The 23,134-nt window shown below is 44.1% G+C and carries 22 protein-coding genes; 3 read left to right on the top strand and 19 right to left on the bottom strand.

Features of this window, described 5'->3' with window-relative positions:
• Positions 1-297: 297 nt before the first annotated feature.
• On the bottom strand, positions 298-1,725 hold the full coding sequence (gene ccoG, locus HGO26_RS20875) for a cytochrome c oxidase accessory protein CcoG (RefSeq protein WP_168827635.1): 1,428 nt from the start codon (positions 1,723-1,725) through the stop codon (positions 298-300).
• A 91-nt stretch (positions 1,726-1,816) separates the two neighbouring features.
• Here ccoG and HGO26_RS20870 point away from each other — a divergent pair, with 91 nt between their 5' ends.
• The 3 genes from HGO26_RS20870 to HGO26_RS20860 all read left to right on the top strand — a co-directional run bounded on the left by HGO26_RS20870 (position 1,817) and on the right by HGO26_RS20860 (position 3,584).
• A complete protein-coding gene (locus tag HGO26_RS20870) occupies positions 1,817-2,167 on the top strand; it encodes a hypothetical protein (RefSeq protein WP_105250770.1) in 351 nt (116 codons plus the stop codon).
• A 124-nt stretch (positions 2,168-2,291) separates the two neighbouring features.
• Positions 2,292-3,197 (top strand): 1,4-dihydroxy-2-naphthoyl-CoA synthase, encoded by a 906-nt coding sequence (locus HGO26_RS20865; RefSeq protein ID WP_168827632.1) that lies wholly within the window; start codon positions 2,292-2,294, stop codon positions 3,195-3,197.
• Positions 3,198-3,380: 183 nt separating this feature from the next.
• Positions 3,381-3,584 (top strand): DUF2061 domain-containing protein, encoded by a 204-nt coding sequence (locus tag HGO26_RS20860; protein ID WP_105250772.1) that lies wholly within the window; start codon positions 3,381-3,383, stop codon positions 3,582-3,584.
• 108 nt (positions 3,585-3,692) lie between these two features.
• Here the strand turns inward: HGO26_RS20860 and glmS are convergent, their stop codons facing one another.
• The 18 genes from glmS to mioC all read right to left on the bottom strand — a co-directional run bounded on the left by glmS (position 3,693) and on the right by mioC (position 22,903).
• Complete coding sequence (gene glmS, locus HGO26_RS20855; RefSeq protein WP_168827630.1) at positions 3,693-5,522, bottom strand: glutamine--fructose-6-phosphate transaminase (isomerizing); 1,830 nt, start codon at positions 5,520-5,522, stop codon at positions 3,693-3,695.
• Between the two features lie 44 nt (positions 5,523-5,566).
• A complete protein-coding gene (locus HGO26_RS20850) occupies positions 5,567-6,337 on the bottom strand; it encodes a DeoR/GlpR family DNA-binding transcription regulator (RefSeq protein ID WP_168827628.1) in 771 nt (256 codons plus the stop codon).
• Between the two features lie 200 nt (positions 6,338-6,537).
• On the bottom strand, positions 6,538-8,658 hold the full coding sequence (locus tag HGO26_RS20845; RefSeq protein ID WP_168827627.1) for a TonB-dependent receptor: 2,121 nt from the start codon (positions 8,656-8,658) through the stop codon (positions 6,538-6,540).
• A 276-nt stretch (positions 8,659-8,934) separates the two neighbouring features.
• A complete protein-coding gene (gene glmU, locus HGO26_RS20840; protein WP_113941420.1) occupies positions 8,935-10,299 on the bottom strand; it encodes a bifunctional UDP-N-acetylglucosamine diphosphorylase/glucosamine-1-phosphate N-acetyltransferase GlmU in 1,365 nt (454 codons plus the stop codon).
• A 198-nt stretch (positions 10,300-10,497) separates the two neighbouring features.
• Positions 10,498-10,926, bottom strand: coding sequence for a F0F1 ATP synthase subunit epsilon (locus tag HGO26_RS20835; RefSeq protein ID WP_105250790.1), 429 nt, complete (start codon positions 10,924-10,926; stop codon positions 10,498-10,500).
• A 36-nt stretch (positions 10,927-10,962) separates the two neighbouring features.
• Entirely contained in the window at positions 10,963-12,354 is a 1,392-nt protein-coding gene (gene atpD / locus HGO26_RS20830; RefSeq protein ID WP_105250791.1) for a F0F1 ATP synthase subunit beta, read from the bottom strand.
• A gap of 35 nt (positions 12,355-12,389) precedes the next feature.
• Positions 12,390-13,250, bottom strand: a complete 861-nt coding sequence (atpG, locus tag HGO26_RS20825; protein WP_006084762.1) for a F0F1 ATP synthase subunit gamma — start codon at positions 13,248-13,250, stop codon at positions 12,390-12,392.
• A 50-nt stretch (positions 13,251-13,300) separates the two neighbouring features.
• Positions 13,301-14,842, bottom strand: a complete 1,542-nt coding sequence (gene atpA / locus HGO26_RS20820) for a F0F1 ATP synthase subunit alpha (protein ID WP_168827626.1) — start codon at positions 14,840-14,842, stop codon at positions 13,301-13,303.
• 14 nt (positions 14,843-14,856) lie between these two features.
• Positions 14,857-15,390, bottom strand: a complete 534-nt coding sequence (gene atpH, locus HGO26_RS20815) for a F0F1 ATP synthase subunit delta (RefSeq protein ID WP_006083842.1) — start codon at positions 15,388-15,390, stop codon at positions 14,857-14,859.
• 15 nt (positions 15,391-15,405) lie between these two features.
• Entirely contained in the window at positions 15,406-15,876 is a 471-nt protein-coding gene (atpF, locus tag HGO26_RS20810) for a F0F1 ATP synthase subunit B (protein ID WP_006083841.1), read from the bottom strand.
• Between the two features lie 37 nt (positions 15,877-15,913).
• Entirely contained in the window at positions 15,914-16,165 is a 252-nt protein-coding gene (atpE, locus tag HGO26_RS20805; protein WP_006083840.1) for a F0F1 ATP synthase subunit C, read from the bottom strand.
• A 64-nt stretch (positions 16,166-16,229) separates the two neighbouring features.
• The gene (gene atpB, locus HGO26_RS20800) at positions 16,230-17,024 is read right to left on the bottom strand and encodes a F0F1 ATP synthase subunit A (RefSeq protein WP_105250793.1); all 795 of its coding nucleotides are present in this window, start codon (positions 17,022-17,024) and stop codon (positions 16,230-16,232) included.
• Between the two features lie 12 nt (positions 17,025-17,036).
• The gene (locus HGO26_RS20795) at positions 17,037-17,420 is read right to left on the bottom strand and encodes an ATP synthase subunit I (RefSeq protein ID WP_105250794.1); all 384 of its coding nucleotides are present in this window, start codon (positions 17,418-17,420) and stop codon (positions 17,037-17,039) included.
• A 225-nt stretch (positions 17,421-17,645) separates the two neighbouring features.
• A complete protein-coding gene (locus tag HGO26_RS20790; protein WP_131524523.1) occupies positions 17,646-18,524 on the bottom strand; it encodes a ParB/RepB/Spo0J family partition protein in 879 nt (292 codons plus the stop codon).
• 9 nt (positions 18,525-18,533) lie between these two features.
• Positions 18,534-19,322 (bottom strand): ParA family protein, encoded by a 789-nt coding sequence (locus HGO26_RS20785; protein ID WP_105250796.1) that lies wholly within the window; start codon positions 19,320-19,322, stop codon positions 18,534-18,536.
• A gap of 73 nt (positions 19,323-19,395) precedes the next feature.
• The gene (gene rsmG / locus HGO26_RS20780; RefSeq protein ID WP_168827625.1) at positions 19,396-20,016 is read right to left on the bottom strand and encodes a 16S rRNA (guanine(527)-N(7))-methyltransferase RsmG; all 621 of its coding nucleotides are present in this window, start codon (positions 20,014-20,016) and stop codon (positions 19,396-19,398) included.
• Positions 20,017-20,133: 117 nt separating this feature from the next.
• Positions 20,134-22,023 (bottom strand): tRNA uridine-5-carboxymethylaminomethyl(34) synthesis enzyme MnmG, encoded by a 1,890-nt coding sequence (gene mnmG / locus HGO26_RS20775; protein ID WP_168827624.1) that lies wholly within the window; start codon positions 22,021-22,023, stop codon positions 20,134-20,136.
• Between the two features lie 439 nt (positions 22,024-22,462).
• A complete protein-coding gene (gene mioC / locus HGO26_RS20770; protein ID WP_105250799.1) occupies positions 22,463-22,903 on the bottom strand; it encodes an FMN-binding protein MioC in 441 nt (146 codons plus the stop codon).
• Positions 22,904-23,134 lie beyond the last annotated feature (231 nt).

Genomic DNA, 23,134 nt, shown 5'->3' with positions numbered 1-23,134 from the left:
TTTCGCGTCAAGGAGTTTTTACAACTTCTTGCTGCGCTTGAATTAAGTGCTTAAAAGGGACTCAATTCAACCTAACTTGTCAGCTTACTTTCGCTGTCTGCCGTGTCAGTGGATGCGCATTATAGGGAGCAGGAGATTTTGTGCAAGGGCTTTTTGTAGGAAAATAACGATTAATGGTTTAGACGTTTACTTATCAAACGATACGTATAAAAAAGGGGCTAAAAAGCCCCTTTCTCTCGATTAAGTCTGGCAATCTATATGAGTCACGCTCAGCTAGATCATCATAAATACTGTTATCTATGGACTAAAGAAACGAGATTCTTGCTCAACTTCGACTTCTTCACCGTTGATATGAGTTTTCACTTTTATCTCGATATTAGTAACTGAACGAGACAGCTCAACCGGATCGATACCCACACTAATAGGGAGAGTTAACACTTCACCACCCGCAATAGTGACCGAAGTTGGACCGTACCATTTATAGTTGTCTAATCCTTCGACACTCATAGTGTATTCGTGGGATTGCTCTGTCTTATTAAGAATCTTCAAGGTGAAGGTGTTTTCAATCAAACCTTGATTGTTCTCTCTATAGAGCTGGTTACGGTCACGAATGATGTCCATACGCACAGGCGCTATGGTCGCACTGGAGTATATAAAGACTAATATCATCGCTATCAGTACCACGCCATAACCGACAAGTTTAGGTCGCAGCACTTTTTGCTTAATTCCTTCTAACTTGTTCTCGGTGGTATAACTGATAAGCCCTTTTTCATACCCCATACGATCCATGGTTTGATCGCAGGCATCGATACAAGCGCCGCAATTAATACACTCATATTGCAGACCATTACGAATGTCGATTCCCGTAGGACATACCTGCACACACAAGTCACAGTCGATACAGTCGCCAAGCCCTAGCTCTTTAGGGTCATCTTTGCGTGAGCGCGGACCACGGGTCTCACCACGTTTAGTATCGTAACCCACGATAAAAGTATTCTTATCGAACATGGCCGCTTGGAAACGAGCATAAGGGCACATGTGGATACACATGATTTCACGCATCCAACCCGCATTGCCGTATGTGGCAAGTGTAAAGAACACGACCCAGAAGTAGATACCGCCAGAAGCATTAAGCGTAAATACATCGACATAGACTTCACGACTTGGCACAAAATAGGACACAAAGGTCATCGCCGTCATCAGTGAGAGCAATAGCCAGGCCGTATGTTTTGCCGTTTTGCGCCAGAGTTTGTCAAAGCTCCATGGCATTTGATCGAGCTTAATGCGTTTATTGCGTGCGCCTTCAAGTTTTTCCTCGAACCAGATGAACATAAAGGTCCATACTGTTTGGGGGCAAGTGTATCCACACCAAACACGGCCAAGATAGGTGGTCACAAAAAACAGAGCGAAGGCAGCGATCATAAACAACGCTGCAAGCAAGGTGAGATCCTGCGGCCAAATCGTTAAACCGAAGACGTGAAACTTTTGTTCGCCCAAGTTAAACCATACGGCTTGACGGTCGCCCCAAGGGATCCAAGGTAAAAGCAGGAAAAATAACATGGCGATCCAGCCCATGCGGCGACGTACGCTACTCCACAAACCGTCTATGGCTCGGACATAAATCCGATTACGAGGATTAAAGCGATCGGCTTTACTCGCATCTGGCTGGTGAATCTTAATTCGATTGGTTTTCGAATAGTCCTTGTTGTTAGATTCTGAGTTCATCGTTACAGCCTTTTACTGCTTTAATATTGGACGAAAACTAGCTTATTATACCCATATTCTTAATGGTTATTCACTTATGTTGGACTAAAAGATGAAAGGTTGGATCATATTGGCGCTACTCGCGGGTGCTTTATATTACTTATACACAGAAACAGATAAATTAGATGTTCCTATTGCAAAGACTGAGGCGATGATCAAAGAAATAGAGAATAAAGTTGACTCTATGACAGGAACAAAAATTATTAAAATCGACCATAAACTGACTAAGGTAAGAACCGACATCATAGAACGTTTATCCACATTAGAACTCGAAGCCTTCAATCAAATTCCAATGACACCCGAGTCTATTGCCGACTTTAAGGCTAACTATTGCGGTACTATGGCACCTCAACATCCAGTGTTTAGCAAAGATAATCAGCTTTATCTATGTGATCACCTTTAATCATTACAGACTCATAGGCAAACGGGATTTTGCTATATAGCGCTAAGGTTTAGACTTAGGTGATTGACCTTATATATGATTCCGCCTAGCCTTTGAGGCATTACAGCATAAAGGCCTATGAATCATGACCCAACAAGTATCAGACATTTTTAATCCCACCCTATGGGATGAAGTCAGTGAATTTCATTTCGACGATATTACTTACCACAGAGCCAAAGCGCACGGCACAGTACGCATTGCCATTAATCGCCCAGAGTGCCGTAACGCCTTCCGACCTAAAACCGTTGATGAATTATTTATCGCACTCGACCATGCACGCCAATGGTCTGATGTGGGTTGCGTACTGCTTACGGGTAACGGTCCTTCGGCAAAAGATGGTGGCTGGGCGTTCTGTTCGGGTGGCGATCAACGTATTCGCGGCAAAGATGGCTATAAATATGAAGGCGCCGAAGAAGGTAAGGCCGATCAAGCCAGAATGGGCCGCTTACATATATTAGAAGTACAACGCCTTATCCGCTTTATGCCTAAAGTGGTCATCGCCGTTGTGCCGGGCTGGGCGGTGGGTGGCGGCCATAGTTTACACGTAGTGTGCGACTTAACCTTAGCCTCGAAAGAACACGCAATATTTAAACAAACCGATCCCGATGTTGCGAGCTTCGACTCAGGTTATGGCAGTGCTTACCTCGCCAAAATGATAGGTCAAAAACGTGCCCGCGAAATCTTCTTCTGCGGATTTAACTACAGTGCTGATGAAGCCTTCGACATGGGTATGGTTAATAAATCCGTTCCCCATGCAGAGCTAGAAACCGAAGCATTAATGTGGGCGAAAGAGATTAACTCTAAATCACCTACGGCTATGCGTATGCTTAAATACGGCTTCAACATGACTGATGATGGTATGGTCGGTCAGCAATTATTTGCCGGTGAAGCGACGCGTTTAGCCTATGCGAGCGCCGAAGCACAGGAAGGACGCGATGCCTTCCTCGAAAAACGCGATCAAGATTTTTCAGCCTTCCCTTGGCACTACTAATTTTAGAATCGTATTAATTTACGTTTAAATGCTCAAAGCCCTCCATCGTGAGGGCTTTATGTTTTTTACAACGGATAAATAGATAAAACCGTTTAAACTAATCTGAAAACACGGCTTTTAATTTTAATGAGAATTGTTATCATCTAAATATTCCCGCTGGGAGCCTATTTAGAGGACAAGATCATGACTAAGACACTCACTTTTGCTGTACTACATTTTAGCGTCGCTTTTACCGTAACCTATTTATTAACTGGCAGTGTGGTCGTCGGTGGCGCAGTAGCCTTAGTAGAACCCGCGATTAACACTGTAGTGTTTTACTTCCATGACAAAGTGTGGAAACGCATTGAGGCAAAAAAGCAGCACGAACTAGATGCCATTCCAGCATAGAAAGCTAAGCCACCAGCATTTGCTATTGCTATAAGTTAATCGTCATTTTGTCGTGAATCTAAATGAAAAAACCGCCAATAAAGGCGGTTTTCATTTAAATACCTCTATTTATTCTACTGTTACAGATTTTGCCAAGTTACGTGGTTGATCCACGTCAGTACCTTTGATTAACGCAACATGGTACGACAATAGCTGTAAAGGAATAGTGTAGATCAGTGGCGCCATAAAGATGTCACAGTGTGGCACAGGGATCACTTTCATCGTGTCATCCGACTCGAACTCGGCATCTACATCGGCAAACACATACATTAAGCCGCCACGGGCACGCACTTCTTCAACATTCGATTTCAGTTTTTCGAGCAATTCATTGTTTGGCGCAACGACAATCACTGGCATATCGGCATCGATAAGCGCTAGTGGGCCGTGTTTTAATTCGCCAGAGGCATAAGCTTCAGCATGAATATAAGAAATCTCTTTCAGCTTTAACGCGCCTTCCATCGCAATCGGATATTGATCGCCACGGCCAAGGAATAATGCATGGTGTTTATCGGCAAAATCTTCAGCCAATTCTGCAATCGCAGCATCTAAACCTAAAGCTTGTTCCACTTTTGCTGGCATAGATTGTAGGCTTTGAGTGATTTGAGCCTGCATTTGATCAGACATACCATTGTGGCGACCGATCACCGCAGTCAACATTAATAAGCCAGCAAGTTGTACTGTGAAAGCTTTAGTCGATGCCACGCCAATCTCGGCGCCCGCTTTCATCATGTAAGCCATGTCAGATTCGCGAACCAGTGATGAACCTGGCGCATTACAAATCGTCAATGTGGCTTTGTAACCCATTTCTTTCGCTAAGCGCATGGCCGCTAAGGTATCGGCAGTTTCACCCGATTGTGAAATCGTCACCAACAGGCTATTTGGGAATAAGTGCGACTTGCGATAACGGAATTCAGAGGCAATTTCGACGTTACAAGACACGCCAGCCCAATCTTCTAACCAGTAACGTGCCGCCATGCCCGCATGGTAACTAGTACCACAGGCGATGATTTGCACATGTTTGATATCTTTTAAAAACTCAGCAGCGTTGTCACCAAAAGCCGTGTCTAGCACTTGCTTATTAGCAATACGACCTCCAATTGTGCGCGTCAGTGCCAATGGCTGCTCGTAAATTTCTTTAAGCATATAGTGGCGATATTCGCCTTTGTCACCGGCATCGTGGGTAATTTCAGATTCTTTGACTTCACGCTCAACGGCATTACCGTTTAAGTCGAAAATACTCACGCTGCGACGGGTCACTTCGGCCACATCACCTTCTTCGAGGAAAGCAAATGAGCGAGTGACGGGTAATAAGGCAAGTTGATCTGAAGCAACAAAGTTTTCACCTAGACCAAAACCAATCACCAATGGACTACCAGAGCGAGCAACAACCATACGTTCACTATCACGACGGTCAATAACGACTGTGCCATAGGCGCCTTCGAGTTGTTTAACCGTGGCTTGTACGGCACCAAGCAGAGTGTTATGGGTTTTCAGCTCATGGTGCACTAAGTGACAAATCACTTCGGTATCGGTATCTGAACTAAAGCTGTAACCTAAACCTTTAAGCATTTCGCGCAGTTTATTGTGGTTTTCGATAATACCGTTGTGCACCACGGCAATATCACCTTCCGATAAATGCGGATGAGCATTACGCTCACTCGGCTCACCGTGGGTCGCCCAACGAGTGTGCGCGATACCGGTTCCGCCTGCTAATGGGTCAGTTTCAAGCGCAGCCGACAACTCTTGTACTTTGCCAACACGGCGCGTACGGTTAAGTTCACCATTGTGAATAACGGCAACGCCTGCAGAGTCATATCCGCGATATTCTAAACGGCGTAAGCCTTCTACCAGAATTTCAGCCACATCCCTTTGCGCCACGGCGCCTACGATTCCACACATAGTCTTTACCTATAAATTAAAATGAAGTTGTTAAGCTATTTTGTCTATTGAGCGTAGGGCGCTAACATAACTCGCACGCCCTGATCTGAAATTTGTTTGAGCGCACTCTCGTCGATACGTGAGTCGGTGACCAACACACTGACCTTGGCCCACGGTAACTCTAAGTTAGGGATCCGCTTGCCGATTTTGTCTGAATCAACCATAACGATCACTTCGCGGGAAACTTCGGCCATCACTTTGCTTAGACCTGTTAACTCGTTAAAGGTGGTGGTCCCGCGTTCAAGATCGATACCATCAGCACCGATAAACAGTTGGTCGAAATTATATGAACGCAACACTTGCTCGGCGACTTGACCTTGAAAGGATTCAGAATGCGGGTCCCAAGTGCCACCAGTCATCAATAAGGTGGGCTCGTTTTCGAGTTCATGGATGGCATTTGCAAGGTGTAGCGCATTAGTCATGACCACCAGCCCACGCTTATCGTTCAGCTGTTCAATCAAGCCTGACGTCGTAGTGCCACTATCGATAATGATGCGATTGTGATCTTTAATCAGCTGCGCGGCGGTTTTCGCAATAGAAAGTTTATTAGGCGCTATCTTGGCAGAGAACTGTTGAGTGACTTCGTCTGGAATCGCCACGGCGCCACCGTAACGGCGCAATAATAAACCCGTTTTCTCAAGCGCGGCGAGATCCTTACGAATCGTCACTTCTGAGGTTTCAAAACATAACGACAGTTCATCAACGCTCACTTCACCCTGTTCGTTCAATATGGTGATTATGCTGTGGCGACGCTGCTGTGTGTTTCGTTTATTCATAAAACCTTTCAGTTAAGTTTCGATTCGAAAGGTGCATTATAGTGAAACGAAACTTTTTTGCTAGTCATACGAAACACACTTTTGCATGATCTGAGCAATTTTTTACTGTCTCGTTAGTCAACTTGGAAATTAGCCTATAAAAAAGCAGTTTATCCTTTAGGGATAAACTGCTTTAAATAGATTAAAAATCCTAATAAGTATTAGAACTTAGCTTCAACAGCAACACTGAAGTTACGGTCTTGGCCAATCGTCACCATCTTATCACTGCCACCGTCTAAATATTCAGTATCAAAGAGGTTTCTGACGTTGGCACGAATACTGACATCTTTACCCATGATATCCATAGTGTAAGCCGCACCTACATCAAAACGTACGTAACCATCTTTGGTGATGGTGTTATCAGCATCAGCAAAACGTTCACCCACATAAATAGCACCAAAGTTCATCGCAAAGTTGTCTGTCACTTCGTAACGGGTCCAGATATTGGCCGACCATTCAGGTGCATCAATAGGAGTTTTACCATCTAAGTTCTTGCCACCGATTTTGCCTGCACCGGTATTATATTCAGCATCTAAATACATCATAGAAGAAGTCACAAACCAGCTATCACCTAACTGGCCTTGGGCGCCAACTTCAAAGCCGCGATGATGCTGCTCACCACCTTGGGTAGTGATCGTTTTATCTCCTTCATTCGTTAATGGGATGTCTTGTACTGTGGTGACATTAGAAACCGTAATATCAAACAGGGCTGCTGTTAGCAGTAGGCTATCATTAAATAACTCCCATTTAGTCCCTAGTTCATATTGAGTACCGTACTCAGGTTTCAGGTTATCTCCATGATTGACATCTTCAGAACTGGTTACTGAACCCTGTGGTGTAAAGCTTTTTGAATAATTAACGTAAATGCTACCATTAGCCATTGGCGAGTAAATTACCCCAAACTTAGGCGACACGGCATAGTTGTTTTCACCTTCTCCGTCTTTCTTCTGTTCGTCGTAACGCACACCAGCAAGTAATTTCCATTGCTCATTAAGCGTCATCAAATCCTGTAAATAGAAACCGTAATACTTGTATTCGCTTGGGTTGCTTAGCTTACCTTGGTGATAATCAAGATCTTGCTGAATAATTGGTTGCCCAGGAATTACGTGCTGACTTTTGCCTTTCTGAATTTGCTGCTGATAGAAATAGTCTAAATAGTTAGCACCAATAAGGAATTGATGCTCCATTCCTGCCAAAGAAAATTCACCCGTGAAATCCACATAGGCCGTTTTATGCTGCCAATCGTCATAACGATCAAACGGGTTTATGGTGTAACCATCTTTGTATGGATCTTCAGAGCCTTTATTTAAGCTTGGCGCAGAGTCTAAACGTTGGCGATTAAACTGCTGATCGTTATAACCAACTTTGACTTTCCAATCATCACTCATCTGCCAAGTTAGATCGGCACCTAAGTTAGAGACAGTGTTATCGGTAAAGGCCCAAGGTGCATCCCATACGGTTTTACGTTCACCGATAACATTACCTTGTTTATCTAACCACCCACCCGCATCAATGCCTGCTTTATCTTGGGTATGATCGTACTTAACCGATAACAGAACATCATCACTGACATCAAATTCTAGGTTTAAGTAGCCCAACCAACGGTCACGCTCTTGATTCTCATCGTTAGCGGAATACTCACGCCAGTATTTTGTGTCTTGCTTCACTAACACGCCGCGGTAACGAAGACTCTGAGCATCATTTAAACTGCCGCCCGCATCTAGCTGAGCACGGGTCGAACCAAAACCATCCGTATCAAAACCTAAATCGAGCATTGAATCATAGGTCGGTTTCTTAGTGACCATATTCACTAAACCACCAGGGCCAGATTGGCCGTACAACATGCTCGAAGGACCTTTCAATACTTCGACTTGCTGTAAAGTTTCAATTGGTTGTACGTAGTGAGACCATTGTTGATGGCCATTGATAAGATAACCGTTACCCGAATCGAGCTCGAAGCCGCGGATACTGAAGACTTGACGGTTCCAGCGCGTGGTTCCCGCCGTCACACTGGAGTCGTTAACTAAAACCTCGGCAAGGTTAGTGGCCAACTGTTCATCAGTCACAAAATCAGGGATCACATTAACTGACTGTGGGGTATCCATTAAGTCGATATCGCCACGCATGGCACCCGATGCACTACCGACTTTATAGTCGTTAAAAGTACGGCCAGTCACATTGATGCGCTCAATATTTTTATCGCTCGCCACTTCTGCAATAACCGGCATAGCCATTAATGCCGAGCCTACAGCTAAACCTATAACTGAATATTTAAATACCATTGCCAACACCTCAAATAGACCTTTCGTCTTAGAATTGCAGGCAATATAAATGAGAAGTGTTTTTATTCTTTCTTCTTTACCAAAATTTACAATTGAGTGTGACAGTGATCAAATTAACTTAAAAACCAACAATTTGCCCATACCACAAAAACATGAAGAAAATCTTAATTATTAAGCATTACTTAATAAAAAGGCTTTTTAGTGCAAAACATTGAACACAATAAAAATAAAAGCGGCACATGGCCGCTTTTTTGACATTAAGTTGAGTTTTAAAACTTACTTTTTAATTTTCACTGGACGTTGCCAACCTGTGAGGTGTTTTTGTTTAACACGAGTGATCACTAACTCATTCTCACCTACATCACGGGTAATCGTTGAACCTGCCCCTAAAGTTGCCCCTTTACCTATGGTCACTGGAGCCACCAACTGAGTGTCAGAGCCGACAAAGACGTTATCTTCGATAACAGTAAGATGCTTATTCGCGCCATCATAGTTGCAGGTAATAGTACCAGCACCAATGTTGACGCCATCACCAATGATGGCATCGCCTAAATAGGCTAAGTGCCCAGCTTTGGATCCCACACCAATCACCGCTTTTTTCACTTCAACAAAGTTGCCTATATGTGCATCTTGCTTAAGTTCTGCTCCCGGACGTAAACGTGCAAATGGGCCAGCACTGGCTGCAACACCAAGCGTAGCACCTTCGATAATAGAGTAAGGCTTGATCTCAGCATCATCGGCAATCTCACAATCAATTAAAATCGCGCCTGCGCCAATAGTCACATTATTACCCAAGGTCACTTTGCCTTCAAATATCACATTAATATCGATCATCACATCCATACCAACAGTGACTTCACCACGGATATCGATACGGCTTGGGTCGCGAAGGTTCGCCCCCGCCAACATGAGTTTTTCGGCTTCACGAGCTTGGTAAGCACGTTCAAGTTGCGCTAATTGCACGCGATTATTGGCGCCTTCAACTTCAATGGCCGATTGTGGCTGAGCAGTATCAATAGCAACGCCATCAGCGTGCGCCATAGCAATAATATCCGTTAGATAATATTCGCCTTGGGCATTATTGTTCGATAAACGGCTCAACCAAGTTTTAAGTTGTTTACCCGGAACCGCCATGATGCCGGTGTTAATTTCGTTGATCAGCAACTGTTCTGCAGTCGCATCTTTTTGCTCAATAATTCCAATGACTTTTCCTTGCTCACGGACAATACGGCCATAACCCATAGGATTCGCTAAATTCACTGTTAAAATAGCAACGCCATTTTCAGGACGGGCGGCGAGTAAGGCTTCGAGAGTTGATGTCTGGATCAACGGCACATCGCCATAAAGAATAAGTACTGTATCGCTGTCGGCGATATGTGGGCTAGCCTGTGCAACCGCATGACCTGTGCCTAATTGCTCGGCTTGCAATACCCAGTTAAGTTGTTGCTCACCCAAACAGGCTTGTAGCTTGTCGGCACCATAACCATAGACTAACTGAATAGAGTCACTGCCAACTTTATTAGCGGTATCGATGACATGTTGCACCATGCTCTTATGGGCGATGGGATGTAATACCTTAGGAAGATCAGAGCGCATCCGTGTTCCCTTGCCAGCCGCTAAGATCACTACATTTAATGCCATTACCATATCCTTGAAAAAATACCCAAGAGGGTGAAAAATTGCGGTCGATTTAGTGGCGCAATTTTAACGGAAAGCACATCGAAAAGCGAAGTAGATAGCGATGCGAGTCAATCAAAGACATGCAAGAATGCCAATCTATCCCATTTTTAGACACAAAAAAGGCGACCATAGGGTCGCCTTTTTTCACAAACAATAACCTTATCTGGCAATGTTTTTCTTGATGGTTTCAACAACACGTAATTGAGCCATAGCCTTAGCTAACTCAACCATAGCCGCGTCATAATTGAAGTCAGCGCCAGCAGTTGCCATATGGGCTTCTGCACGACGCTTAGCTTCTAATGCCGCTTGCTCATCAATATCTTTGGCACGCATAACCACATCAGCCAATACGGAGACAGAAGAAGGCTGCACTTCCAGAATACCACCTGAAAGGTAAAACACTTCTTCACTGCCGTCTTGCTTGACGATGCGCGCCATGCCAGGTTTGATATAACTAAGCAAAGGAGCGTGGCCATGCATTATGCCCAACTCACCTTCAGAACCAGTCACTTGCAGCGAAGCTACACGACCAGAGAAGATTTTGCTCTCTGCGCTTACAATATCAAGATGTACTGTCATGGCTGCCATCCCGTTCTCCTTAAAAAACTAAGTATGAATACTTAGTTATTTCTTTTTGTTCGCTTTCTCGATGACTTCATCGATTGAGCCAACCATGTAGAACGCTTGTTCTGGCAGGTGATCAAACTCACCGTTCAAAATACCCTTAAAGCCACGGATAGTGTCTTTCAGAGAAACGTACTTACCAGGAGATCCAGTAAAGACTTCTGCTACGAAGAAAGGCTGAGATAAGAAACGCTCAATCTTACGAGCACGGAATACGACAGTCTTGTCTTCATCAGACAATTCATCCATACCCAGAATCGCAATAATGTCTTTCAGCTCTTTGTAACGTTGCAGTACAGTTTGCACGCCGTTAGCAACGTCATAATGCTCTTGGCCAACAACCAATGGATCTAATTGACGTGAAGTCGAATCCAATGGGTCAACCGCAGGGTAAATACCCAGAGAAGCAATTTGACGTGACAGTACAACAGTCGCATCTAAGTGAGCGAAGGTTGTTGCTGGTGACGGATCGGTCAAGTCATCCGCAGGTACGTATACCGCTTGTACAGAAGTAATAGAACCCGTCTTAGTTGAAGTGATACGCTCTTGCAGAACGCCCATCTCTTCAGCCAATGTTGGTTGATAACCTACCGCAGAAGGCATACGACCTAACAGTGCAGATACTTCAGTACCGGCTAAGGTATAACGGTAGATGTTGTCAACGAACAACAGTACGTCACGACCTTCGTCACGGAACTTCTCTGCCATAGTCAGACCAGACAGTGCAACACGCAAACGGTTACCTGGAGGCTCGTTCATCTGACCATAAACCATGGCCACTTTGTCGAGAACGCCAGAATCTTTCATCTCGTAGTAGAAGTCGTTACCTTCACGAGTACGTTCACCTACACCGGCGAATACAGAAAGACCCGAGTGGGCTTTAGCGATGTTGTTAATCAGTTCCATCATGTTAACTGTCTTACCAACACCCGCACCACCGAACAAACCGACTTTACCGCCCTTAGCGAATGGACAAACAAGGTCGATAACCTTGATGCCAGTCTCTAACAGTTCAGTAGAGCTTGATTGATCTTCGTATGAAGGAGCTGTACGGTGAATGACATAACGCTCTTCTTCACCGATTGGACCCGCTTCATCAATAGGCTCGCCTAATACGTTCATGATACGGCCAAGAGTGGCGGTACCAACTGGAACAGTAATAGGTGAACCTGAGTTTACTACTTCAAGACCACGACGCAGACCGTCAGAAGAACCCATAGCGATGGTACGAACTACACCACCACCTAGCTGTTGCTGAACTTCCAGCACCAAACCATTACACGGGCCTTCACCTACGATTTTCAGAGCGTCATATACTTGAGGTACGGCATCTTGTGGGAACTCTACGTCCACAACCGCGCCAATCACTTGGACAACAGTACCTGTGCTCATGATTAATCCTCTAAAACTTGTATTCGTTACCTAACCTAAACCGCAGAGGCACCAGAAACAATTTCCGACAGTTCCTGCGTAATCGCAGCCTGACGGGCCTTGTTATAGACCAGTTGCAAGTCGTTGATAAGCTCACCCGCGTTGTCTGTTGCCGACTTCATTGCCACCATACGGGCAGCTTGTTCAGAGGCAATGTTTTCAACAACACCTTGGTAAACCTGAGATTCTACATAACGGACCAATAAAGTATCCAAAAGTGCTTTTGGATCTGGCTCGTAGATATAATCCCAACGATGAGCAGTTTCATCATCTTCTGATTTAGGCAAAGGTAGCAGCTGCTCGATCACAGGAGTCTGCGTCATAGTATTCACAAATTTGTTAAATACCACGTACAGACGATCCAGCTTGCCTTCGTTGTAAGCTTCTAGCATGACACCGACTGTCCCGATCAAGTCAGCGAGCTTTGGAGCATCGCCTAAACCTGAAGCGTGAGCAGACACTTGTCCACCGAAGTTTTTGAAAAACTGCACACTACGTGCACCGATAGGGCAAAATTCAAATTCTGCACCTTGGGCTTTCCAGCTTTTCACGTCTGCAATAACCTTTTTGAAAAGGTTAACGTTCAGACCACCACAAAGGCCACGGTCGGTTGCTACAACAATGTAACCAACCCGCTTAGCCTCTCTCACCTCCAAATAGGGGTGTTTATACTCGAGAGAACCTTGCGCGACGTGACCGATCACCTTACGCATGCTTTCCGCATATGGACGGCTCGCAGCCATGCGTTCCTGCGCTCTGCGCATTTTGCTGGCTGCCACCATTTCCATGGCGGACGTGATCTTCTGAGTGTTTTTCACACTCGCGATCTTGGTTTTAATCTCTTTAGCGCCGGCCATCTCTACTCTCCAATCTGGACCTGAGGTGTCTTAAGACACCTCTATCATTGTTACCAGGTTTGGGTTGCTACGAACTTGTCGAGGCCAGCTTTTAATTCAGCTTCGATATCAGCGCTATAATCGCCAGTATCATTGATAAGCTTCATTAAAGGAGCATGCTCGCTGTTCATGAACGAGAGCAGAGCGGCTTCGAAATTACCGACCTTATTCAGCTCAACACTCTTCAGGTAACCTTTTTCAGCTGAGAAAATAGACACAGCTTGAGCGGCTACGCTCATAGGAGCATATTGCTTTTGCTTCATCAGTTCGGTAACACGCACACCATGCTCAAGCTGAGCACGTGTTGCATCGTCAAGATCAGATGCAAATTGCGAGAACGCAGCAAGCTCACGATACTGTGCTAGTGCGGTACGAATACCACCAGACAGTTTCTTGATGATCTTAGTCTGAGCCGCACCACCAACACGAGAAACAGAAATACCTGGGTTAACCGCTGGACGTAGGCCAGAGTTAAACAGATCGGTCTCAAGGAAGATCTGACCATCGGTAATAGAAATTACGTTGGTCGGTACGAATGCAGAAACGTCACCCGCTTGCGTTTCAATAATCGGCAGCGCGGTTAAAGAACCAGTTTTGCCAGTTACTGCACCTTTAGTGAACTTCTCTACATAAATCGCGTTAACGCGTGATGCACGCTCTAATAAACGTGAGTGTAGATAGAATACGTCACCTGGGTAAGCTTCACGGCCTGGTGGACGCTTGAGCAATAACGAAATTTGACGATAAGCAACTGCTTGCTTAGACAAATCATCGTATACGATCAAAGAATCTTCACCGCGGTCACGGAAGTATTCACCCATAGAACAACCAGAATATGGCGCTAAATATTGCAGAGCAGCAGCTTCAGAAGCCGTTGCAACAACAACGATAGTGTTAGCTAAAGCACCGTGTTCTTCTAGCTTGCGCACTACGTTAGCGATAGTAGAAGCCTTTTGGCCAATCGCAACGTACACACATTTAATGCCAGAATTTTTCTGGTTGATGATTGCGTCGATCGCCATAGCTGTTTTACCAGTTTGACGGTCGCCAATGATCAATTCACGCTGGCCACGACCGATAGGGATCATGGCATCAACGGCTTTATAACCAGTTTGAACTGGTTGATCAACAGACTGACGTTCAATAACACCTGGTGCGATAACTTCAATTGGCGAGAAACCATCGTTATCGATAGGTCCTTTACCGTCAATTGGCTCACCTAGAGTGTTAACAACGCGGCCAAGAAGACCGCGACCAACTGGAACTTCCAGAATACGGCCAGTCGTTTTCACTTTTACGCCTTCTGCTAAATCAGCATAAGGACCCATTACTACGGCACCGACAGAATCACGTTCAAGGTTCAACGCGATTGCAAAACGGTTACCAGGCAGTTCGATCATCTCACCTTGCATCACGTCGGCTAGGCCGTGGATGCGGATGATGCCGTCACTTACCGCAACGATAGTACCTTCGTTACGAGATTCGCTAACGACTTCGAACTGCTCGATCCGCTGCTTAATCAGATCGCTGATTTCAGTGGAATTCAGTTGCATGCTCAAACTCCCAATTACGACTGCAGCTTATCAGACAGACGCGATAACTTACCGCGGACCGAGCCATCGATGACTAGGTCTCCTGTCTTAATGATTACACCGGCGATGAGCGCGGCGTCAGTGCTACAATTCAGCTTAACTTTGCGTGCGAGACGTTTCTCTAAAGAAATACTAATCTGCTGTTGTTGTTCAGAGCTCAGCTCAGTTGCAGAAACCACATCGGCTTCTACTTCTTTTGCCCACTCATTACGGTATTCAGTAAATAACTGAGATACAGCAGGTAGCACCTTTAAGCGACCGTTTTCAGCCATTACCTTTATCAGGTTTTGACCTTGCACATTGACTTGCTCACCACACACACTAATAAAGAGTGCTGCGAGCTTAGTGCTGGCTAAAGAGCCAGCTAACAGTGGTTGCATGGTTTCGTTTTCACTCACCAATGCGGCAAACGTGAGCATTTCAGCCCAAGAATCCACTGCATCTTGTTCAATAGCAAAGTCAAAAGCTGCCTTTGCGTAAGGGCGAGCGATGGTGGTTAATTCAGCCATAACTCAACTCCCTTATCAAATTTCAGCGACTAGTTTATTAACTATGTCACTGTGGGCGGCTGGATCAATAGAACGCTCAAGGATCTTCTCAGCACCCATGATGGCAAGAGTAGCAACCTGCTTACGCAGATCCTCTTTGACGCGATTACGTTCAGCTTCAATTTCTGCTTTACCCTGAGCGATGATTTTAGCACGCTCAGCGTCTGCTTCGGTTTTGGCTTCTTCAACTATTTGAGCTTTACGCTTGTTAGCTTGCTCAATAATTTCATTAGCCGTTACCTTGGCTTCTTTTAGTTGGTCAGTCGCTTTCGCTTGTGCCAACTCCAGGTCTTTTACCGCACGATCAGCATCAGCTAGACCGTCAGCAATCCTTTTTTGGCGCTCTTCGATGGCATTCATCAAAGGGGGCCATACAAACTTCATGCAAAACCACACGAAGATGATAAAGGCGACCGTCTGACCGATTAGGGTAGCGTTGAAATTCACAACAGCCTCCTATTTAGAGTTAAGACAGAAGCGTTTTTTACAGCATTGCACCCAGTGGGTTGGTAAATAGCATAAATAATGCGATACCAACACCGATCATAGTTACGGCGTCAAGAAGACCCGCTACGATGAACATTTTAACTTGTAGCATAGGAGCCATTTCTGGTTGACGCGCAGCGCCTTCCAAGAACTTACCGCCTAATAAGCCGAAACCGATTGCAGTACCAAGAGCACCCATACCAATCAGCAGAGCAACAGCGATAGCTGTCATGCCTAAAATCGTTTCCATCTGTATCTCCAGTATCTAAATCTATATTAGTTGATGATTTAGTTTAAAATTTCTTCAGCAATCCTTAATGATCTTCATGCGCCATGCTTAAATAAACAATGGTCAACATCATGAAGATAAACGCCTGCAGCGTGATAACCAAAATGTGGAATATTAACCAGCCCAGTTGCAGAGTCACACCTAGGGTAGATAATAACAAGTTGGTACCATACATCAGCGCAATAAGGATGAAGATCAACTCACCTGCGTACAAGTTACCAAAGAGTCGCAATGCCAATGAAATTGGCTTAGCAATCAAAGTAACAGTCTCTAATAGGAGGTTGACGGGTATCATTGCCTTATGGTTAAAGGGCTGTAGTGTCAATTCTTTAACAAACCCAGACACACCTTTGACCTTAATGCTGTAAAAAATAATCAGCACGAACACACCGATAGCTAAGCTAAAGGTAATGTTAACATCAGTCGTCGGAACCGCTTTTAGATAGGGAATACCCATTAAACTTGCTGCGTGAGGCAGCCAATCTACAGGGATCATATCCATGAAGTTCATCATGAATACCCATACAAAAATGGTCAGAGCTAAAGGCGCGATCAGAGCATTGCGACCATGAAAACTTTCTTTCACGCTGTTATTTACGAACTCGACGATAATCTCAACAAAACATTGCAGTTTGCCAGGAACACCGGAAGTCGCTTTTTTACCAACGCTGCGGAAAATCCACAGGAACAGAACACCAAGACCAACCGAAAAGAACAACGAATCAATGTGCCATGTCCAAAAGCCTTCACCAACACTTAAGTTGGTAAGGTGATGTTGGATATAGCCCTGCGGTGTTAACGCTTCACCAGTTGCAGCCATGATTCATCCCACTTAACTTTGCTTGAAGTATAAAGGAGCTGTCCAATGCACGATTAGCGTCAGCACATAACAAACAAAAAGCGGCATAAAAGCGACCTTAAGATTGATAAATACAAACGAAAACATTGCGATGGTTAACAGCAACTTTACCGCTTCCCCCCAGTAAAAAGTCTTTATGACTTTTGCAGCTGAACTTGCTCCCGTGTGGGAGAAAGCGAGGGTTGCGAATACAAAATTAGGGAGCACAGCGATTGAACCACCTGCTAATGCAGAATAGCCAAACTGAACTCCCCACACGGCGAAAAAGAGAATTGAAGCACCCCCAGCGACCGCCGCCTGCATCATCACCAATTTATAGGCTGACCACCGGCCACGACGCGCTAAAACCTTACTCAATTCATCCTCTCCGCATTCATACTTTTTGTTTCGATGACCGGATGACAAATACCCGTATTTATGTCGATGCACAAAAAGCTTGCGAAAGTATACCTTTTCACGCCTTCATTGCAACTTTGAGATAAGGAAAAACAACACTTTTAACGTGATCTCGCGCCAAACGAGTTAAAATGTAAGATTAGCATCTGTCACAAATTTACATTAAAAACTGTTAATCTACAGACATTAATGAATTTTACTAAGAATTCCGTCTAATTCAGCCAGATTCTGATAGTTAATTACAATTTTACCCGTGCCCTTACTGCTATGAGCGATCGAAACCTTGGCACCTAATCTTTCAATTAACTGCTGCTCTAAACGACAAACATCTTGATCTTTAGTCGTAGTTTCGGCTTGTTTAGGCGGATTTAAGGTTTGATTAATTAATCGTTCAGTTTCGCGAACGGTTAATTCCTTAGCGGCCACTAATCTCGCAAGATTTGTTTGTTCTTCTCCCTCAATTGCCAACAAAGCGCGAGCATGACCCATATCAATGTCGCCATACTCGAGTAGACGCTTAACAGGCTCATTTAAGCCGTTTAAACGTAACAAGTTAGATACACTCGCTCTGGATTTTCCCACAACATCGGCAACCTGTTGGTGAGTCAGTTCAAACTCTTGCATTAAACGTTGCAATGCAATGGCTTCTTCCATGGCATTTAAGTCTTCACGCTGAATGTTTTCAATCAAAGCAATAGCAACAGCGGCTTCATCAGGTACTTGCTTTACTATGCAGGGGATTTTATTCAAACCAGCAAGTTGCGCAGCACGCCAACGACGTTCACCCGCAATAATCTCATACATGTTATTCGTTACTTGTCTTACAACGATAGGCTGAATAATGCCTTGATTGCGGATCGAGTGTGCCAGTTCTTCCAACGCTTCGGGGGACATGTCTTTACGAGGTTGATACTTACCTGGCTGTAATAAGTCTAAATCGAGATGGATAAGCTCTTCTTTTTTATCGACAACATCAGCTTCGTCAGTGTGCTTTTTACTGGCGGCATGGCTGTTACTCAGTAGGGCATCTAACCCTTTGCCTAATCCTCTTTTCTTCAACGTCATGGTGATCCTTTACGCTTGCTTAGCCTGAGTTTGTTGTTCTGAACGACGGATCATTTCACCCGCAAGCGCTAGATACGCCTTAGCGCCGGCACTCGATTTATCGTAATACATAGCAGGCGCTCCAAAACTTGGTGCTTCTGCTAGCCTCACATTACGTGGGATAACGGTACGATAGACTTTGTCACCAAAATGTTGTTTTAGCTGATCGGACACATCATTAGATAAACGATTACGCGGATCATACATAGTACGTAAAATGCCTTCGATGCCAAGTCCAGGATTAACCATAGCTGCGAGCTTAGTGATGGTATCAATCAGTGCCGTTAAGCCTTCGAGGGCATAATATTCACACTGCATAGGCACGAGTACAGAGTCGGCCGCAGACATAGCGTTTACGGTCAACATGTTCAATGAAGGAGGGCAGTCGATAAAGATATAATCATATTGATCTTTGATCGGTGCGAGTGCGTTACGCAAACGGATCTCACGGGCAAAAAACTCCATCAATTTGATTTCTGCCGCAGTGACATCGCCATTACTGGCGATCAGATCATACTTACCCGCAGTGTTTTTAATGACGATCTCGTCGAAGGATTTTTCTTCAACCAATAATTCATAGGCTGTATTAGCTACGTCATACTTATCGACACCGCTCCCCATGGTGGCATTACCTTGAGGATCGAGATCGATCAATAATACTTTACGTTTTGTTGCTGCTAACGAAGCGGCGAGGTTAACGCAAGTAGTTGTTTTTCCTACGCCACCTTTCTGGTTAGCCACGGCAATCACTTTACCCACAATATCACCCTGTATGTAAATGCTGGTTTATTGCCCTTGCTTATAAATGATTTATTTATCACTTTTAAGCCTGTTATTCTTTGATTATCTTCAATAAATGTCTTTTTTCATCGAGTTTAGGCACCTTAAGCTCGATAACTTCTTTCACCACAAATCCACTTGGAATATGTTGCATCTCTTCATCATTCAACTGGCCTTTAAGTGCATAAAACTGTCCATGTTCGGCGGGGAGATGATGGCACCAAGTCAGCATATCTTGGATTGAGGCAAATGCACGACTTAATACGCCGTCGAATTTATCCTCCGGTTGATAAGCTTCTACGCGGCTTTCAACTGAGCTGATGTTATGTATGCCTAATTCAAAGGACACTTGTTTTTGAAAACGAATACGTTTACCTAAGCTATCCAATAACACAAATTTTTTATCGGGATTCATAATGGCTAATGGGATCCCTGGTAAACCCGGTCCAGTGCCTACATCGATAAAACGTTCACCTTGCAGGTGTTTTGAAACCACTAAACTGTCCATGATATGACGGATCAGCATAGCTTCAGGATCTCTCACCGATGTCAGGTTATAGGCTTTATTCCATTTGTTGAGCATACCAACAAAATCAATTAGTTGTTTTTTCTGCTCGGCGGTGGCGGGCAAATTAATTTCGGCTAAATAAGCCTCTAACTGGGCAGATAACACTGAGCAACCTCAACAAAGATACGATTATGAACGCGAAGGCTATTATGAAGCCCGAAAACGATGAAGGGAAGCCTGAATGCTTCCCTTCTATGACCTAAGCAGCGATTAAGCTAGCTTTTACGCACTCTTACGTAATAAGCCACGCTTTTTGAGGTGAACCAACAAAATTGAAATAGCCGCAGGCGTAATACCAGAGATCCGTGAGGCTTGGCCTATGGTTTCTGGTTTATGGTTATTTAACTTAGCAATCACCTCGTTCGACAAGCCCGGTACTTCTTTGTAATCGAGCGTCAAAGGCAAACCAGTGTTCTCATTACGCACAGCTTTGTTGATCTCTTCCTGCTGACGTTGAATATAACCAGAATACTTAACTTGGATCTGAACTTGCTCAGCCGCCTGTGGATCTTCAAGCCCTGGACCAAAACCTTCGATCTGCATCAACTTGCTGTAATCCATTTCTGGACGACGCAGTAATTCTTCAAATGATGCTTCGCGAGAGATAGGCGTATTCAAGTGTGGGTTTAACGCATGGATCAAAGGTGAATTTGGATGCACCCATTGAGCGCGCAAACGTTGTAACTCAAGTTCGATCGATTCTAACTTCTCACTAAATGCCGCCCAGCGAGTGTCGTCAACTAAACCTAATTCGCGACCTTTTGCCGTTAAGCGAATATCAGCGTTATCTTCACGGAGTAGCAAACGGTATTCGGCACGACTAGTAAACATGCGGTACGGTTCTTTGGTACCCAGAGTCGATAAATCGTCAACTAGCACTCCAAGATACGCTTCGTCACGGCGTGGACACCAGGCTTCTTTGCCTTGCACTTGCAGTGAGGCATTCATGCCTGCTAACAAACCTTGAGCACCGGCTTCTTCATAACCTGTAGTGCCGTTTATTTGGCCAGCGAAGAATAAACCGTTGATCGCTTTGGTTTCTAATGAGTTTTTTAGATCTCTTGGATCGAAATAATCGTATTCGATCGCATAACCTGGACGCATGATTTCTGCGTTTTCCATGCCTTTGATCGAACGTACTAAATTCAACTGTACATCGAAAGGTAAACTAGTAGAGATCCCGTTAGGATAGATCTCATTGGTATTTAAACCTTCTGGTTCGATGAAGATCTGATGCGAAGATTTATCCGCAAAGCGGTGGATCTTGTCTTCAATCGATGGGCAATAACGTGGACCAATACCTTCGATGACGCCTGAATACATAGGGCTTCTGTCTAAACCACCACGAATAATTTCATGGGTTTTTTCATTGGTGTGAGTGATCCAGCAAGAAATCTGTTTTGGATGATGACTGATATCCCCCATAAATGACATGACAGGTAACGGAGAATCACCTTTTTGTTCAGCCATTTGAGAAAAATCGATCGTGTTTGCATCGATACGTGGCGGTGTACCTGTTTTTAAACGACCGACTCGGATCGGTAATTCACGTAATCGATTTGCTAAAGCAATCGCTGGTGGATCGCCTGCACGACCACCGCTGTAGTTTTCTAAGCCTATATGAATTTTGCCGCTTAAGAATGTACCTGCTGTTAATACAACAGCTGGAGATTCAAAAGCTAAACCCATTTGGGTAACTACACCAACTACTTGATGATTTTCAACAATTAAGTCATCTACGGCTTGTTGGAAAATACGTAAGTTAGGTTGGTTTTGTAATATATTTTGGATTTTTTGACGATACAGTGCACGGTCAGCTTGTGCTCGTGTTGCTCGTACTGCTGGGCCTTTACTTGAATTTAAGGTTCTAAATTGGATCCCTGCATAATCGGTTGCGATTGCCATTGCACCACCTAAGGCGTCAATTTCTTTCACTAAATGGCCTTTGCCTATGCCACCGATCGCTGGATTACATGACATTTGTCCTAACGTATCGATATTGTGCGTTAGTAATAATGTTTTTGATCCCATTCTTGCTGCTGCCAACGCGGCTTCAGTTCCGGCATGACCACCACCAACAACAATAACATCAAACCGTTCATGAAAATGCATGCCACTACCTTCAATTGCTAAGAGACTCAGTACGAGCCGAGCATTTTAGCATTTGCTTCGTCTTAGGTGAATGATCATTTTACGCTGTTCGATCGAGATGATCAGGACTAATAGATCTTAAGATCTTTATATAGATCTTCTTATTATGTTTACTATTAGGATCGCGTTTTTCTGTGCATAACCCAAATTCATTATATAAATCATTAATTAGCGCGATCTTGATCCTGTGATCTGATCGCGATCTAATGTCATTAAACATGGGGATAGATCGCCTACTTATCCACAAGGCGGATCATTAAGCAGATCGGACTGTGAATAGTACAGAGGTTGATCAGATCTAAATAATAGCTTATCCACATGTTTATACTTTAAACAAGTAAATTGTGGATAAATAGGATCTAAACTGTACATAGATCGGGACCTTATCCAATAAGCGATCTTAAATGTCCTGTTGCCATTGTGCTAACCATGCAAGGGCTGGGTCTTCCGGCACAGGATCAAGCTGTACATCGATCTGGATCTTATCCACAAAGGCTTTTGCATCGCAGTCTTGAATGGCCGAAATTAATTTTTCTGGGCCTTGGCAAAAGGTATCGTAACTTGAGTCACCAATTGCACATAAGGCAAAGTTTACTTGGCTGAGATCCGGTTTTTGCTCGGTAATTTCGTTGAAAAAAGGCTGAATATTATCTGGAAGATCACCAGCTCCATGAGTTGATGACACGATAATCCACAGTGCATGGGTGTCTATTTCGCACAATGTTGGGGTTAAATGAACTTGAACTTGGTGTCCTTGCTCCGTTAATTGGGCCATCATTTCGTCGGCAACATACTCTGCACTGCCCAATGTTGTACCAACGATTACTTCAATCTTTGCCATTATGATTTCTCAGTGTGTTGTTGTTTTTAAAACTAATTTCAATTAAATAGATAGCTGAATGGCTATTATTATGTTCATCATAAAGGAAATGTGGATAGGACCACAGAAGCAATATGTGATTTTTGCAGTTTTTGCATCCTTTATATAAGGTTGGTTTCGCTTACATGTTACCTTTAGCTTCTTGATACATAATTAATATATTTAAAAAGTTAATTTCATTTAAAATCAAAT

It is taken from the genome of Shewanella oncorhynchi, assembly GCF_012584455.1.
In the GTDB taxonomy this organism is placed as follows: domain Bacteria; phylum Pseudomonadota; class Gammaproteobacteria; order Enterobacterales; family Shewanellaceae; genus Shewanella; species Shewanella oncorhynchi.
The sequence above is the reverse complement of the archived record's forward strand: the minus strand, read 5'-3'. Positions and strand labels throughout refer to the sequence as shown.